Here is a 17160-nt window from a genome sequence, read left to right as displayed (position 1 = left end):
TAATTGATTTTCGATAGAGTCAAACACAGCGAAGCGGACAAAAAGTGTCGGTGAAATGCAATTAAGTTTCGATGAATGGAAAAGCTTCAGCTTCCATTTACTCCGATATAGTTATCTCTACCCTTCGGTTTTTGGCACGTCCTTCTTCTGTACTATTGTCTGCTATTGAATATTTCTCCCCAAATGCGTTGATAGTGATTTGATTGATGCTTAAACCCCCATTTATAAGGTAGGCTCTAACGTTTTCAGCGCGTCTTTTAGATAATGTTATGTTGGTTTTTTTCTCACCTACATTATCAGTATAGCCCAAAAGAACAACCTTCATACCTTCTTGACCAATCAGGGCTTTTACCAACTTGTTCAGTTCTGCATAGTAGTTTGAATTTATTATGCTACTGTTGAAATCAAAGTGTATCTGAGAAATAAAGTCGGTTTGAGGACATCCATTCACTGCTCCCATCACATTTGGACATGGGTCTTCAGAGTCTATGATTCCATCTCCATCTGTATCAGGGCAACCGTCGTGTTGGCTCAAGCCGAAAATTTCAGGGCATTTGTCTTTATGGTCGGGAATTCCGTCATTATCCATATCCGGACATCCTTTTAAGTTGCCCACTATAAGTGGGCATTCATCGTCAATATCTATCACACCATCTTGATCCGTATCTGGGTAGGGGCATCCATTGTTGCTTATAGGGCCGAAATCAGATGGACACTCGTCATCTTTATCATATACACCATCTTTATCGGCATCCAGTTTTCCCTTGAGAGAAAAAGAAAAACCTAGTGACAATCGTCTATAATTTGTCGATGTGGTGGCGTGGTTACCGATTTTGGCGACCAACTGCATATTTTCATTCAGACGGTAGCGAACCCCGACTGCCATTGGCACTTTTACTGAAACGCCATTGACCTTATCGTTTTCGTTTCCATTGAAGTTGGCAAGTGCTAATCCCAGTTCCAGAAACGGAGTGAATTTTTGTTCATTGGGCATAATCACATTATTAAGCTTAAATATTCCTGAAGCCTCTACCTCCGTGAAATTTGCCATAAGGAAATTTGGTTCTCCCTGATTTGAATATCTTGAATCATATACTTTTCCCATTGAAACCTTGCCAGAAATATTGAAGTTTTCAGTCATGTAATGCTCCACGCCTATGCTGAAAGAAGGCTTGTTGATTTTTAATAAATCCTTGATTGGCTTTTGAAAAAGTGATCCAATTTGGTTGTTGTCAGCCGTAACAACCAACCAATTTTTGTCATCCACAAATTGGGCACTTACTGTTGCGTAAGTGACAAAAAACAGTACTGCGATCAGGAGCTTTTTCATAGTTGTATGAGATAAATTTCTCCAAACATAGCTCTATGGGACAGCAGAAATCTCTCGCTATAGGTGAATGACGTTTTAGTTTCGGTTAATCAAAAATTAGTGTAGGTATATAAAAAGCGATATCGATATGTATGTATAACTTACCGATAAGCCACGATTATATAATATAAACTCTAGTCAAAGGATCTTCTTTCTCTTTTCATAATAAAGTAAATTTAGCTTCTGTGAGCTTAACTTACTGTTCAGTCAAATGTATACAATCCAGTCGGTCCATTTTGTGGATAGGTTAGTGACTCTTACATGTCTATAAATCTTTAAATAATGTCACATAAAGGTTTATAAAACTTTATGAAAAATAATTCCACACCTGACTAAGGGTATTTCCTGCATTTTGGCTTTTCATAGAAATCGAGTGTAACTTGATACAACTATCTAAACTGAAGTCACTTTTGCAAAATGTAGAGAAATACGAAGAATGGAGTTTGAAAGAAGTTTTTCAAAAACTCTCTCAATCCAATGATCGTGATGCTTACAACTACTTTTTCAATAAGTATTATCCCAAACTGATTTGGTTTACCCTTCTGTATATAAATGACCACAATACTGCTGAAGAGATAGTTTCGGATGTGCTTTTGACTATCCTTAAAAAACGTGAAAAAATTGCTCAAATGGACAGCATAGAAGGATACTTGTTTATAGTAACCAAACATCAGGCTCTAAAATACCTTAGAAAAAATACACCGTTGGTTTATTCGGGAAAACTGGAAAGTGAAGGTGATTTGTTGTTGACTTATAGCAATTCTCCGGAGGATGAGTACATAGGCAATGAATTTTACACTGTGGTAAAGGACACCATAGATGGTTTGCCTACCAAGCGAAAAATGGTTTTTAAATTGATCAAGGAAGATCAGTTGAAATACAAAGATGTGGCAGAGTTGCTGGATTTATCCATCAAAACGGTGGAAGCCCACATGAGTCTAGCCATGAAGGCCATTGCTAAAACGATAGCAGATTATAAAGCTGGAAAAGCCACTATGACTAAAATTGTAAATATTAAAAAAATAAAACATTAAGGGTAAACGCTTACTTCTGGCTTTTTACTTTGAATAGATTGAAACCATGAAAATAAACAACACACCATACGATATATTGGCTAAGGAACTTTCCGGAAGTGCTTCGACCAGTGAGAAGGCGCAAATTCAGAAATGGTTGGACTCATCTGCTCAGGCCAAAGACGAATATGAGGTGTTCGCCGAAATATGGCAAGACAGGTTTTTTGGTGAGGAAGATCAAATGTTAATCAACCAGGAAGAAGTAGGAAAACAAATTTGGGAAGCCGTTTTTGAACCTGTAACTGCGAAAAGGCCTAACTGGATACGCTCAAATATAGGTAACCTCTTGAAAGTTGCAGCAGTATTGATCGTCATTGCTTCTGCGATCTTGGCGAACGAGATTGATTTCTTCTCAGGGGCAGAGACCAATGAAGTGGCGAGCAAGATAATAGAAAAAGAAACACTACCCGGACAGAAGTCAACCATTACCTTGCCGGATGGCTCTATAGTATGGCTCAATTCCGGGAGTAAAATAAGCTATTCGTCTAATTTTGGACAAGAAAACAGGGATATTCACCTAACAGGTCAGGCATTTTTTGATGTATTCAAAAACCCTAAAATGCCTTTTGTGGTTGATTGCAGAAATGTGAAAGTAGAAGCAGTTGGAACATCATTCGATGTGGATGCACTTGCCCTACATGAGATACAGATAAGCCTGGTTACTGGAAAAGTGAAGTTGAAGACTGATAGAGGTAAAAACGGTCAAAAAAATGAAATGACGCTGTTGCCAGGGCAATTTTCCATAGTGAAGGGCAACAGTATTTCAGAGCCGGACACTTTCAATGTAGAGGAAGTATTGGCATGGAAAAATGGCAAGCTAATATTTCACGACCTTACTTTGGAAGAAATTATTCCTACCCTTGAATTGTGGTATGGAGTAGAGATTCAAAACCAAACGAAATTAAAAAAGAGAAAACACTTTTTTGGAACTTTTGAGAAAGAAAGCCTTGAAAGAGTGTTACACAACGTCGGTTTGTCCATGGGATTCGATTATGAGTTTCATGACGATATAGTTATTTTAAAATAAAAAGCATGCCTATGAAAATATAACCAAAACCACTACAAAAAAAGACCGACCTCAGAGGCCGGTCCTATTGGTTTCATGAAATAGCGCCAACAATCACATGAAGCCGAGACTCAAACGAATTATTCATCTCAAATACAAAATTATGAAGTTAAAATTACTAGACAAGTTAATTATGCTTTCTAAGCTGTCACTATACGGTCTTGTCGTTCAATGTTTTATGTTGAGCTCTATATGGGCGGAAGACACCAGTGCCCAAAAAATACAAAGTGTAAGCGATGTTACTGTTGAAATGGAATTTACCAACGCCAAATTGGAGAAGGTATTTAAAATGCTGGAAAATCACACAGATTTCCGCTTTTCATACAGCAAAGAAGACATTGACAGATCATTGGATATCTCCTTTCGTAAAGGAGAGTCTTTAAGAGTAAGGGATATTTTGATTGATATATCTAAAAAATCAGGCTTGAAATTTCGTCAGGTAAACAGAAATATCATAGTACAAAAAGGAAATATTCGAAACAAACAAAATAATGATGTTGAAGTCATTATCGAAGATGTGGACATATCAGGCAAAATTACTGATGAAAATGGAGAGGGATTACCTGGTGCAAGTATTGTTATAAAAGGGACTAGTACGGGTACTACTTCTGATTTGGATGGAAACTATAGTATGAGTGCTGCCATTGATGCTGTCCTTGTAGTTTCATTTGTAGGGTATAGTACACAGGAAATCACAGTAGGGTCGCAAACAGTAATAGACATAGCAATGCTTCTTGATGCAGCTCAATTGGAAGAAGTAGTAGTGGTAGGATATGGAACTCAGAAGAAAGTGAACCTGACCGGATCGGTGGAGCAAGTGGAGGGATCATCATTAACCAAACAACCTGTATTTCAGGTTTCATCCGCATTGACAGGGGCAGTACCTGGTCTCACGGTAGTTCAGGGTAGTGGGCAGCCTGGAAAGGATGTTGGATCCATTGTAATTAGAGGACTAGGTTCTTTAGGTTCCGGATCTAAAAATGAGCCGCTTGTATTGATTGATGGGGTACAGGGTGATATTAACGGAATAGATCCTAGTGACATTGAAAATATGTCTGTCCTTAAAGACGCTGCTGCATCCTCTATTTATGGATCCAGGGCAGCAAATGGAGTGATTCTGATTACCACAAAAAGAGCCAAAGAAGGTGAAATCAAAGTAGGTTATAAAAGTTACATAGGCAAACAGTCAGTAACAGGGAGACCAAAATTTTTAGGAGGTCTTGAATTCCTTAAGCATGATGGATCCTCTTCACAAGCTGTAATCGACGATTATGCTGCTAATATTGGAAAAGATCCTGATCGCTACGCTGATACAGATTGGGTAAATGAATTGTATTCTGAAAGTGGATTTATGCAGTATCATCAGATCAGTGCTTCCGGTGGTACTGATAGGTTGACCGTGGCGGCATCCCTTTCCTATCAGGAGCAAAATGGAAATATTCCCAATTTTAATTTCAAACGGTACAATGGTCGATTCAATTCCGATTTTAAAGTCTCAGATAAATTTAAAATCAACTTCGATTTAAATTTCAGTCAGGGACTAACCAAGGAGCCTTCTACAGGACTTAATCTTATTAATCGAGAAGCATTCAGAACTCCCCCTATCTATTTTGTGCGTCACAGTGACGGGTCTTGGGGTGACGCTTGGGGTGGTCAAAACCCAATAGCATTTGCAGAAGCAAGTGGTTTGAATGTAGTAGAGAATAATTACTTCCGAAGTGTTACACGGTTAAATTACGAACCAATAAAGGGATTAAACCTGTCATTGATGTATTCACCTGAATATGGGGATACTTACGGTAAAGAGTTTGTCAGAACTATTGACACCATTATTGATTGGGATTTGAAAACAACCAGGACTACTCCAAACAGAAGTTCACTGAGTCAAAGTAACAATCGATCTTTAACGCACAACCTAAATGCTATAGCATCTTACACCCTTGATTTCAACAATCAAAGCCTGACCGCCTTGGCTGGATATGAAATGATCAAAACCAATAGTTCCGGGTTTGGTGCCTATAGGGATCAGTTTATCCTACAGAATTATCAGGTACTTAATGCTGGTTCACAAGAAAATGATAGCAACTCTGGCAGTGCCTCGCACAATGGTTTGCTGTCTTATTTTGGACGTGTAAACTATTCAATAGGAAACAAATACTTATTTGAGGCTAACATTAGAAGGGATGCATCTTCAAGATTTGCTAAAGCCAACAGGGCATCTGTATTTCCATCGTTTTCTGTTGGCTGGAGAGTAGCAGAAGAAAGCTTCTTCCCAGCAAACGGTCTGTTTAGTGATTTGAAATTGCGTGCCTCCTGGGGACAATTAGGAAATCAACAAATAGGTAGCGATTTCCCTTATGTATCTTCTATTGCATTGGGTAGCAGTAATTATGTATTTGGGAACACAGTTTTTACAGGAGCTACACAAAATGTATTGGCAAATGAAGCGATCCAATGGGAAACTACCGAGACAACCAATTTTGGTGTTGATGCCAGTGCTTTCAAGAACAAGTTGAATTTAACAGCTGAATATTACATCAGAAAAACGAATGACATTTTGTTGCAAATTCCTATTCCGCTGAATGTTGGATTGGATCCTGCAACACAAAATGCTGCTAGTCTCGAAAATCGTGGATGGGATCTTTCACTGGGTTGGCAGGATGATATCAATGACTTTACGTACAACGTACGATTCATTGCTTCAAATGTTAAAAATAAAGTGACAGATCTTGCTGGGGTAGGGCCAATTATTAGTGGTACAGGGATTACCACTTTAGGAAAGCCTATCAACTCTATTTATGGGTATGAAACACAGGGTATATTCCAGTCCCAGGATGAGATAGACAATGCACCAGCCCAAATTGGCACTTTGAAACCAGGAAACCTTCGCTACAAAGACCAACTGACAGTAGATACGAATAATGATGGTATCCCTGATGCTGCTGATGGTTTGATCAATGGTGATGACAGGGTGATCATAGGAAATTCTTTTCCACAAATGAGCTATTCATTTAATCTGGGATTCCAATATAAAGGGTTCGACCTCTCATTTGCTTTTCAGGGTGTAACAAAGAGAGATGTCAGACTGGGAGGAGATGTAGTATGGCCGCTTTACAATGCTGGTAAAATTCAGGAATGGCAACTTAAAGAGAGTTGGACACCTGAAAATCCCAATGCTAAATTTCCTATTTTATCACCTACCAGTGCTGGTAGCAACGACATCCAGACTTCCAGTACTTATGTATTTGATGGTTCTTATTTGAGGCTTAGAAATATCAATTTCGGTTATTCTCTTCCAAGTTCATTACTGGAGAATATCCTGATAAGTTACGCACGAGTCTATTTCTCAGGTCAGAATTTAATCACCTGGGACAAAATGCCTGATGGTGTCGATCCCCTTGTACCGAGCGGATCTCAAGGTGAATTCTATCCCATCGTTTCATCTTACACTTTTGGTATAGAGGTTAGGTTTTAGTCTCAATTGATATTTTAAAAATGGAAATTATGAAAAACATTAAGAAAATATATTTAGTGCTTACAGTACTCTTTTCAATGAGTGCCTGTGAGAAAGAGGTGTTGGATCTTAACTCACTAACACAACCAACAGATGCTACTTTTTTCTCCAATGAGCAAGAACTTGATTTGGCTTTGACGGGGGTTTACAGGTCTGTTGTTTGGCAAGGAGGGTATAGTTTGCCTATTCCGGTAACTATGGACAATGCTGCTACAGATATAGGATTGGTTAGAGGTGGATATACAGGGTTTGATGAGTTGGGTGCAGGTACCCACAGTGCTTCTACAGCTGGTTTTAAGGACATATACTTATCTTTGTACAGAGGTATAGGTCGTGCCAATAATTTGCTGGTAAACATGGATCGGGCGAAGGATGTAGTTCCGGAAGTAGCATTCAATGAAATAAAAGGTCAGGCTTTGGTTTTACGGGCTTATTATTATCATTATCTAATCGAATTGTTTGGAGATGTTCCTTTCACTGAATCATTGGCAAAATCCCCGGAAGAAGCTTTGCTACCCAGAACAGCAAAAGCAACCATTGCTGCGAATTTGTTAGATGACCTTGAAACTGCGGTAGGCCTTTTGCCTGCGACCCAATCAGACCCGGGAAGGATTACCAGTGGTTACGCATTGGGTTTGCGGGCAAGGATCGCTTTGTACAATGGTCTGTTTGCGGAAGCCGCTGCATCAGCGAAAACTGTCATCGACAATGATAATTATGATTTATATCCAAACTACGAGGCTTTATTTACAAATGCAGCAGATAATTCCGATGAAATAATGTTTGTGATGCCGTTTATGCAAGGATTTGCAACAACAAATTTTCCTCAGGCTCAGGGTTCAAGAAACAGGAATGGTTACAGTACTGTAGTTCCTACTCAGTCCATGATTGACAGCTATGAAGCTACTGATGGCCTTCCGATAGATGAGTCTGCTATTTATGATCCTAAACATCCATTTGACAATAGAGACCCCAGGCTGAAGGCATCAATAATCACTCCTCAAAGTGAGTGGGCAGGACTTATTTTTGAGAGTCACCCTGATAGTTTAATAGTGAGGCTAACGGATGGATCAAGTGGAGGGTCAAATAAAGACTCAAGGGTGGTCATTTGGCCGGCAGCATTTTGTGGTTACCTGTGGAAGAAATATACAGATGAAGAGGCTCAAAAGATCAATCAAGTGTTCAGTGATCAAAATTTCACTTTGATGAGGTTTGCCGAAGTACTATTGATTTATGCTGAAGCTAAGATTGAGCAAAACAGTATTGATGCTACAGTATTGACAGCCATCAATCGTGTGCGTGCAAGAGCTTATGGTGTAGATGTGACGGATACGGGTAACTACCCTGCTATCACTACCACCAATCAGGCTGAGTTGAGAAAAGTGATTCGACGTGAGCGTAAAGTGGAGCTTGCCAATGAAGGCTTTCGTTTGTTTGATATACGACGTTGGAAAATAGCCGAAAAGGTGATGCCGGTTACCCTTTATGGAAGAATTTTGGACGAGGCAAATGCCACCCTGATTCCTCAAATTGATGATGACTGTTTCGTTTCTTATGAGGGTATTGAGAGTCAGTATGACTTGAATACTGACCAACGTTTCCCTAATTCTCAAAATAGAACTTTTTCTAATCCAAGGGATTATTTGTTGCCTATACCACAATCAGAAGTTGATACCTATGCCGGATTAGGAGCTGACATAAATCAAAATGAAGGAGGATATTGATTAAAACCGATATAAAAGCCCGGTTGGTGGTTTTGCCAACCGGGCTTTTTATATCTGTAATTTGACAAACTATGAGCTATAACAAGTATAGTCTTTGGAGTTGTGTGCTAATCACGCTTATAAGTTGTAATATTGAAATGCCGGAAGACGTTTCTCAAGCCTATGAGAAACTTCCAGAAGAAATAGATTTTAATATCCACATCAAACCGATCATCTCTGATCGATGTTATCAATGCCATGGCCCGGATGATATGACAAGGGGGGCGGATTTGCGATTAGACAATCCAGAAGGAATGTTTTCAAAAACGGAGAATGGAAATTTTGCTTTTGTTTCAGGAAATCTATCAGAAAGTGCATCGATTAGCCGAATTTTGAGTGAAGATAAGGAGTACATGATGCCACCTCCTGAATCCAATTATTTCTTATCAGCGTATGAAAAAGCATCGATTATCAAATGGGTGGAACAGGGAGCAAAATGGAAGGAGCATTGGGCATTTATTCCTCCAGAGAAGCGAGACTTGCCGAAACCCATTGACGGGTGGAAAGTAAATAATGAAATTGACTTATTTATCCAGAATAAATTAGGTCAAAATGGTTTGGAACCCTCTAATGTAGCTGCGAAGAATCAATTGCTTCGGAGGGTAACCATGGAGCTCACGGGTATTCCTCCGACTCTTGGTGAGATTGATGATTTCATCAATGACAATTCTGATAATGCCTATGAAAAGGTTGTGGATAGATTACTGAGCACCGATGCTCATGCAGAACGATTGACCTTGGAATGGTTGGACTTGGCACGATACGCCGATTCTCACGGGCATCATTCCGATGGATTGAGGACTGTTTGGCCTTGGAGGGACTGGGTGATCAATGCTTTTAAAGAAAACAAACCTTACGACGAATTTGTGAGTGAGCAACTGGCAGGTGACCTAATGCCTAATGCTACGAAGGATCAAATCATTGCAACAGCTTTTAATCGCAACAACCCCACCAATTCAGAATCAGGAATAGTCGATGAAGAATATAGACTCGAATATGTGGGGAATAGAACAAATACGGTGGGCACTGCTTTTTTGGGATTAACAGTGGAATGTGCCAGATGCCATAACCATAAGTTTGATCCCATTTCCCAAAAGGAATATTATCAGCTTAGTGCCTTTTTCAATAATATAAAAGAACTTGGGATGATTGGGAATGATAATGACTTTGGTCCTATGGTTCTGTTGTCCGACGCAGAGCAGGATGCAAAGATTTCTGAACTGGACGCTAAAATTTCTGACTGGGAAACCTCATACCGATTTGAGAAAACTGAAATAGAGGCCATTTCATCTTTTGTAGAAAGTAATGAATTTGAAAAAATAAAGCCTATTCTACACCATTCATTTGAAAAGTTAACCGAGACTAAATCTTCAAAATATATAGACGAAAGACCATTGACGGTTCAAAACAATACTGATGAAATTGATGGGATCTCAGGTAAAGCACGTTTTTTTGATCATCAGGATGATCGTGTATTGATAAAATCATTTGGTCAGTTTGAGGCCACACAGTCATTCTCAGTATCAGCCTGGGTCAAGCTCTCCGAAGAGACAGGAAAAACTAAATTAATCATCGGTAATGGTGGGTGGAAAAATAGCTATTGGCGTGGTTGGAATTTTTACCTCGATTCTACGAATCAGGTAGCAGTACAATTGATAAGCCAACTTCCTCATAATTACGTCCATGTAAAAACAGTTGATAAAATATCCCTCAATGAATGGTCTCATTTGTTTTTTACTTATGATGGATCTTCTAGAGCTGAAGGCATATCCATATACATAGACAAAAAGAAGGCCAAGAAAAAGGTGATTTATGATGAGCTGTACAAAAGTATTTTGCCACTTACAGGGAAACTAGAGCGAGACTCACGGGGATTGCTAATGGGTAAAAACACCAGGATAGGAACTGGCGATAATGGTGTATTGAAGGGGACTATTGATGAATTATCTGTCTTTGATGTAGAAGTGCTCCCCTCGCAGGTGGAATCGATATTTAACCAATCTCATGAAGGTAAAGTACCTGTAATTTTTCACCCTAAAAAGAAAAAAATAAAGGAGGTATCTGAAAAGTTATTGGCACTTAGAACCGAAAAGTTGAATATTCTGGATTCGATTGCAGAGTTGACAGTGATGCGTGAGATGGATCCACCAAGACAGACATACATATTGAACAGAGGTGTGTATGATGCCCTCGGTGAATCTGTAGAAGCAGGGACACCTGCTAAGATTTTAGAAATGTCAGATAGCCTGCCAAAAAATCGGCTCGGATTGAGTCAATGGTTGTTTGATAAAAAAAATCCGCTTACAGCAAGGGTGGCAGTAAATCGATATTGGCAGATGATTTTTGGAAGGGGGATAGTCGGTACAGCACACGATTTTGGCAGTCAGGGAGATCTTCCAACCCATCCCGAATTGTTGGACTGGTTGGCCATTTGGTTTGTAGAATCTGATTGGAATTTAAGATCTCTTATCAAGCTTATGGTCATGAGTCATACCTACCGTCAGGATTCCAAGATCACGGATATTCATCTCGAAAAGGATAATGAAAACATATGGCTGGCAAGAGCACCAAGTTATCGTTGGCAGGCGGAATTTATCAGGGACAATGTTTTGGCTGCAAGTGGTTTACTCAATGAAAATATTGGAGGGGAAAGTGTAAAGCCCTATCAACCGGATAGCCTTTGGATTGAAAAGGGGAATTTCTCTAATAAACTGATGTATTATATTAGAAATCGGGATGAAAGGCAATATAGAAAGAGCATGTACACCTTTATTAGGAGGACTTCCCCGCCACCATTTATGACAATATTCGATGCTCCAAGCAGAGAGGTGTGTACAATTAAGAGAGAGCGAACCAATACGCCCCTACAATCTCTTGTATTGCTCAATGATCCCCAGTTCCTTGAAGCGTCCAGGGCTTTGGCGTTGCGAATAAAGAAGGAGGCTGGAGATTCTTTGAAAGAAAAAATCGAAACGGGGTTTAAACTGGCATTAAGCAGACTTCCAAATGAGGAGGAGTTGTCTGTCTTTGAGTCCCTCTATCATGAAGAAATGACTGAATTCCGCAAAGACGAATCAGGAGTAGTTGATTACTTATCAGTGGGTGATTTTAAGGTGGATAATAAATTTGATCCGGTGGAAATGGCTACCCTGACAGTCTTATCAAATACCCTTTTTAATATGGACGAAACTTATAATAAAAGATAAAAATATGTGCAATCACCAAAAGAGTAATTACACTAGACGAGATTTCCTGACGAAAACTTCGCTAGGATTAGGTGCTCTGACATTAGGTTCGATGATGCATCCATTTAGTTTAAATGCGGGAATACCAGAGTCTGGGGGTATTCTGGGACAGCCGCATTTTACTCCTAAAGTAAAAAGAGTGATTTACTTATTCCAAAGTGGAGCTCCGTCGCAGTTGGACTTGTTCGACTATAAACCACTGTTGAATAAACTGAACGGACAAGAGTTGCCTGAAAGTGTAAGACAAGGACAGAGACTCACAGGAATGAGTGCTGGCCAAACTTCTTTTCCATTGGCAGGTTCACTTTTCAATTTTAAACAACATGGACAAAGCGGAGCATGGGTAAGTGAATTAATGCCACATACTGCAAAAATCACCGACGAACTTTGCTTCATAAAATCAATGTACACCGAAGTGATTAACCATGATCCGGCAGTTACTTTCATTCAAACAGGTTCACAATTTCCGGGCAGACCATCTATTGGTTCATGGGTGAGCTATGGATTAGGTAGTGATAATTCCAATTTGCCGGGTTTTGTAGTTTTAGTAACAAAGGACAAATTTGGTCAGCCGCTTTACTCCAGGCTTTGGGGTAATGGCTTTCTTCCTTCTGAGCATCAGGGCGTACAATTTCGAGCTGGAAAAAACCCGGTACTCTTCTTGTCAAATCCTCCCGGCGTTTCTGAAAAGAACCGACGTACACAACTTGATCATTTGAATACCCTTCAGGAAATACAATTTGATAGAGTTGGTGATCCTGAGATTAGAGCCAGAATGTCTCAATATGAGATGGCATTCAGAATGCAAACTTCGGTACCTGAAATCATGGATACCACTGGAGAGCCAGACTACATCTATGAGATGTATGGGGAGGATAGTAAAATACCAGGCACTTATGCTGCCAATTGTTTGCTTGCCAGACGATTGATTGAAAAAGACGTGAAGTTTGTGCAACTCTACCATCAGGGTTGGGATCAGCACGGCAACTTGCCCAATGCGATAAAAAAACAATGCAAAGAAACCGATCAACCGTCAGCTGCCCTCATCATGGATTTAAAACAAAGGGGGCTTTTGGAAGATACACTCGTAATATGGGGAGGTGAATTTGGTCGCACAAATTATTCTCAAGGTACACTGAGTACTACGAATTATGGTAGAGACCACCATCCTAAATGTTTTACTTTGTTTATGGCAGGAGCCGGAGTGAAAGCGGGTACTGTATATGGTAGTACCGATGATTTTGGATATAACATAATAAGTGATGGCGTTCATGTTCATGATTTTCAGGCTACCTTAATGCACCTGCTTGGTGTGAATCATGAAAAACTCACTTTTAAATATCAGGGAAGAAGATTTCGGTTAACGGATGTTCATGGAAGAGTAGTAAATGAAATTTTATCGTAATTAAAAACAAATACAAAAATGAAAACATTAGTAATTGCTCTTATTGCTTTGTTGTGCTATACGACAGGCATAAGTCAAAATAGAAATGCTGTTTTGATAGAAACAGAAAGTTTCGACAAAAAAGGTGGTTGGTTCATTGACCAGCAATCTATGGATGTAATGGGTTCACCGTATCTATTGGCTCATGGTATGGGGAAACCAGTAGCTGATGCATCAACCAAAGTTACATTTCCCGAACAAGGTACTTACAAAATGTTCGTAAGAACAAGAAATTGGAACGCTCAATGGTCAGACAAACCAGCAGGTCAATTTCAGGTTGGAATAAATGGTGTCTTGAATCCGAAAACATTTGGGATTCAGGATCGGAATTGGAATTGGGTTTCTGGGGGAAAGGTGAAAATAGATGACCTCAACGTTGAGATTTCACTTCATGACCTTACTGGCTTTGATGGCAGATGTGATGCCATTTACTTTACTCAAGAGAAAAATGACGTTCCACCAAATAATATCGAGGGGTTGGAAATGCTAAGAGGTGAATTGTTGGGATGGAGTAAAGAACCCAAAGAAAGTGATTTTGATTTTGTAGTTATTGGCGGAGGTATGGCAGGTACCTGTGCAGCCATATCTGCAGCAAGGTTGGGGGTTAAAGTTGCACTTATTCAGGATCGGCCTGTGCTTGGCGGAAACAATAGTTCAGAAGTAAGGGTACACCTAGCAGGACGTATTAATTTGGAACCCTATCCTGCCATAGGCAACCTGGTCAATGAAATTGGACCAGAAAAGGGAGGAAATGCCCATCCAAAGGGTCACTATGAAGATGATAAGAAGTTGAAGGCTGTTTTAGCCGAACCGAATCTTACACTCTTCTTGAACCACCATGCCAATCAGGTAGAAACAAAAGAAAACAGGATCGTTAAGGTGATCGCCCAAAATTTGGAGACGGGTGAAAAACTGGCATTCAATGCTCCGTTATTTGCAGATTGTACTGGTGATGGAACGATCGGTTATCTGGCTGGAGCAGAGTATATGACTGGTAGGGAAAGTCGGAGCAAGTTCAATGAGCCTACTGCTCCGGAGGAAGCAGATAATCTGACTATGGGTATTTCAGTGCAATGGTTTTCTGAAGATGCCGGTATGCCTGTTGATTATCCGGATATTGAATGGGGTTTACCCTGGAGTGAGGAGAAAGCATTCGCCATTACCCGTGGAGATTGGAATTGGGAGACTGGAATGGGCAAGGACATGATAAAGGAAACTGAATTTATCAGGGATTATGGTTTAATTGTAGCCTACTCCAATTGGTCTTATTTGAAAAATCACTATTCCAATAAGGAGAAATTCAGAAACGAAAAACTGAAGTGGCTGGCTTATGTTGGCGGTAAACGTGAGTCTCGCCGACTGGTTGGAGACTATATTTTGACGGAAAATGAATTAAGAAATCAGGAATTATTACCTGATGGAACGGCACCCACATCCTGGACGATTGACTTACATTATCCAGATGAAGAAAATTTAGAAAAATTTGAAGGAGAAGCATTTCGTTCGATTGCCAAGCACATTAAAATTTACCCTTATCCAATTCCATTCAGATGTTTGTATTCCAAAAACATTAAAAATCTAATGATGGCAGGTAGAGATATCAGCGTTTCTCATATTGCACTGGGAACAGTAAGGGTGATGCGTACCGGAGGTATGATGGGAGAAGTAGTTGGAATGGCGGCATCAGTAGCCACAGATCATAAAGCTGAACCAAGAGATGTTTATCAAAATTATTTTTCAGAACTTGAAAAATTAATGCAAAAGGGTGTGGGGGATACGAGCTTACCGTTTATTCAGAATTATAATGAAGGAGGAACACTTATGGAGACACAGAAAGTTAAGTAATGCTCAGATTAGTTGGTTTACTGATTGCCTTTGCGCTTTTCAATGAGTCAGGAACATCTTTCAAAGAAGGATCAAATTCCAGTATCGACCTTACTGATTCTGTCGAAATTGAGCTTCATCAGGTATTTGATAGTTTGGGATTGCTCAATGGGTATAAGGCGCATATTTTTACTCCCATTTGCGAAAAAGACAAATGCTATGCGGTAGAAATTGATTTTTCATGGGATCCAATTGGAAGATTTCTTCGATATGATACCATCCCGGGTCAGGAATTAACCAAACTGGATCATGAGCCTTTTACCAATGTCGATTACATCAAACTTCAAAATATCCTGAGTAACCCAAATTCTGTATTGTCAAAATACACAAAAGATAATCTGGTGAAAGACACTCGTACTTCAGAAGTGGATGGTGTTACAGGTGCTACTATTCAGGAGGTCAAAGACAATGTCATCGAAGGGGCGGTGTATTCATGTTATGCTTTATGGCATATTGCCAATGGATCGGTGGTTGACAGCATTCAAACCTCAACTATAAAGTTGCTTGATAAAAACCTGGTAAGGGAATTAGTCAGACAGGCAGATCAGGAGATAAATTATTTCCTGATCAATAATTTCTCTGAAAATGATTTTGTTAAATATTTACCGGAAGTACTGGAGACCTTTCAGAATAGTAAAGGGTATTATGCGAAAAATGCCTTAGAGAAAATGCCTGCTAAAGTAGTTGCGGACAGTATGTCACAAAGTTTTTTTGCGAAGCGTTTTGGTCAAATGGATTACTTTACACAAATAGCTTTACTAAAAAAGCTGACACCAGCTTCCTTGCACAAAGACTTGGCTATTGTTTTGGAAGAGAATATTAGTGATCGGAAATCTTATAGGAATGATATCATCAAAAGCTTACTGGAAAATAACCTTTGATCTGATATTTTACAGAAACCACACCTCATTCTGAAAATCATTCATAAAACTAGCTTTTGACTTCTTTTGACTTTAGTTTGTTTATAATCGATCATTTCATTTGGCTTTGATCGCCTGGATATTGCACATTTTGATTTAGACTATTTAAAGTAAAGTGCATACATTTGGAGTCACTATAAGCAAAGATCTTAACCTTTGTGAGAAATAAACCCGAATGCATGGAGTCAAATAATGTGCGTGGTGCTAATGACCTGGAATTGATTCGTCAGATCAATATGGGTAATAAAATGGCATTTAATGCATTGTTTGATAAGTATTGGAAGGATTTGTATGGGTTTGCATTTAGTTTGTATAAGCAAAAGGATTTGGTGGAAGACTGTTTGCAAGAAGTGTTTACTGCCATTTGGGAACGACACGATTCTTTGGAAATAAAGAACCCTAAAGCTTATTTATTTCAGGCGGTACGTTTTCAGGTGGCCAGTCAGATTCGGAAGATAAAATTTGATGACTCTACAGATGCTATCGTTAACAGTTTGAATTATTCAGATAAAATTCAGCATCAAATAGATTTGAACGAGCTGCTTCGTCAAATTGATGATATTACAAAAGAGTTGCCCAAGCGTTGCGCTCAAATATTTCAAATGAGCCGGTTCGAGCACCTGTCCAACAAAGAAATAGCAACAAAGCTGAATATTTCTATTCGTTCGGTAGAAAATCAAATTACCAAAGCACTTCAAAAAATACGGATTCGACTCAACAAAGACATTCATTTTTTGTTGTTTGCCTTTCTCTTTGAATCCCTGTAACTGTATTTTCTCTACTCAAAAGTGCCTTATTTGACGTATTAATTACCTTTTGAAAAAAAAGTATAAAAAAGTGTGTGTGTAAAGTCTTGGTAACAACACTTATTATCAAATCACA

General features: G+C 39.3%; 10 protein-coding genes. 9 read left to right on the top strand and 1 reads right to left on the bottom strand.

Annotation, left to right across the window (positions count from 1 at the left end; translation table 11 throughout):
* Positions 1-97: 97 nt before the first annotated feature.
* The gene (locus AAOP42_RS23460) at positions 98-1330 is read right to left on the bottom strand and encodes an OmpA family protein (protein ID WP_349531038.1); all 1233 of its coding nucleotides are present in this window, start codon (positions 1328-1330) and stop codon (positions 98-100) included.
* 419 nt (positions 1331-1749) lie between these two features.
* Between AAOP42_RS23460 and AAOP42_RS23455 the strand changes: the two genes are divergently transcribed.
* The 9 genes from AAOP42_RS23455 to AAOP42_RS23415 all read left to right on the top strand — a co-directional run bounded on the left by AAOP42_RS23455 (position 1750) and on the right by AAOP42_RS23415 (position 17045).
* On the top strand, positions 1750-2403 hold the full coding sequence (locus AAOP42_RS23455; protein ID WP_349531037.1) for an RNA polymerase sigma factor: 654 nt from the start codon (positions 1750-1752) through the stop codon (positions 2401-2403).
* A gap of 46 nt (positions 2404-2449) precedes the next feature.
* A complete protein-coding gene (locus AAOP42_RS23450; protein WP_349531036.1) occupies positions 2450-3469 on the top strand; it encodes a FecR family protein in 1020 nt (339 codons plus the stop codon).
* Between the two features lie 142 nt (positions 3470-3611).
* Positions 3612-6983, top strand: coding sequence for a SusC/RagA family TonB-linked outer membrane protein (locus tag AAOP42_RS23445; protein WP_349531035.1), 3372 nt, complete (start codon positions 3612-3614; stop codon positions 6981-6983).
* A gap of 29 nt (positions 6984-7012) precedes the next feature.
* On the top strand, positions 7013-8746 hold the full coding sequence (locus AAOP42_RS23440) for a RagB/SusD family nutrient uptake outer membrane protein (RefSeq protein WP_349531034.1): 1734 nt from the start codon (positions 7013-7015) through the stop codon (positions 8744-8746).
* Between the two features lie 71 nt (positions 8747-8817).
* Positions 8818-11991 (top strand): DUF1553 domain-containing protein, encoded by a 3174-nt coding sequence (locus tag AAOP42_RS23435; protein ID WP_349531033.1) that lies wholly within the window; start codon positions 8818-8820, stop codon positions 11989-11991.
* A gap of 4 nt (positions 11992-11995) precedes the next feature.
* Complete coding sequence (locus AAOP42_RS23430; RefSeq protein WP_349531032.1) at positions 11996-13435, top strand: DUF1501 domain-containing protein; 1440 nt, start codon at positions 11996-11998, stop codon at positions 13433-13435.
* An 18-nt stretch (positions 13436-13453) separates the two neighbouring features.
* A complete protein-coding gene (locus tag AAOP42_RS23425) occupies positions 13454-15319 on the top strand; it encodes an FAD-dependent oxidoreductase (RefSeq protein WP_349531031.1) in 1866 nt (621 codons plus the stop codon).
* Positions 15319-16239 (top strand): hypothetical protein, encoded by a 921-nt coding sequence (locus AAOP42_RS23420; protein ID WP_349531030.1) that lies wholly within the window; start codon positions 15319-15321, stop codon positions 16237-16239. The genes AAOP42_RS23425 and AAOP42_RS23420 overlap by 1 nt, the downstream gene beginning before the upstream one ends.
* Before the next feature lie 218 nt (positions 16240-16457).
* Positions 16458-17045, top strand: coding sequence for an RNA polymerase sigma-70 factor (locus tag AAOP42_RS23415; RefSeq protein WP_349531029.1), 588 nt, complete (start codon positions 16458-16460; stop codon positions 17043-17045).
* Positions 17046-17160: the final 115 nt, after the last annotated feature.

The sequence above is a fragment of the Reichenbachiella sp. MALMAid0571 genome (assembly GCF_040151475.1).
Lineage (GTDB): Bacteria > Bacteroidota > Bacteroidia > Cytophagales > Cyclobacteriaceae > CAXBNB01.
This window is presented reverse-complemented; position numbering and strand designations above follow the sequence as displayed.

Bases quoted from the DNA above. Each gene is read 5' to 3' on its own strand.
- AAOP42_RS23460 (WP_349531038.1), bottom strand. From the start codon at position 1,330: ATGAAAAAGCTCCTGATCGCAGTACTGTTTTTTGTCACTTACGCAACA.
- AAOP42_RS23450 (WP_349531036.1), top strand. From the start codon at position 2,450: ATGAAAATAAACAACACACCATACGATATATTGGCTAAGGAACTTTCC.
- AAOP42_RS23445 (WP_349531035.1), top strand. From the start codon at position 3,612: ATGAAGTTAAAATTACTAGACAAGTTAATTATGCTTTCTAAGCTGTCA.
- AAOP42_RS23440 (WP_349531034.1), top strand. From the start codon at position 7,013: ATGAAAAACATTAAGAAAATATATTTAGTGCTTACAGTACTCTTTTCA.
- AAOP42_RS23435 (WP_349531033.1), top strand. From the start codon at position 8,818: ATGAGCTATAACAAGTATAGTCTTTGGAGTTGTGTGCTAATCACGCTT.
- AAOP42_RS23430 (WP_349531032.1), top strand. From the start codon at position 11,996: ATGTGCAATCACCAAAAGAGTAATTACACTAGACGAGATTTCCTGACG.
- AAOP42_RS23425 (WP_349531031.1), top strand. From the start codon at position 13,454: ATGAAAACATTAGTAATTGCTCTTATTGCTTTGTTGTGCTATACGACA.
- AAOP42_RS23420 (WP_349531030.1), top strand. From the start codon at position 15,319: ATGCTCAGATTAGTTGGTTTACTGATTGCCTTTGCGCTTTTCAATGAG.
- AAOP42_RS23415 (WP_349531029.1), top strand. From the start codon at position 16,458: ATGGAGTCAAATAATGTGCGTGGTGCTAATGACCTGGAATTGATTCGT.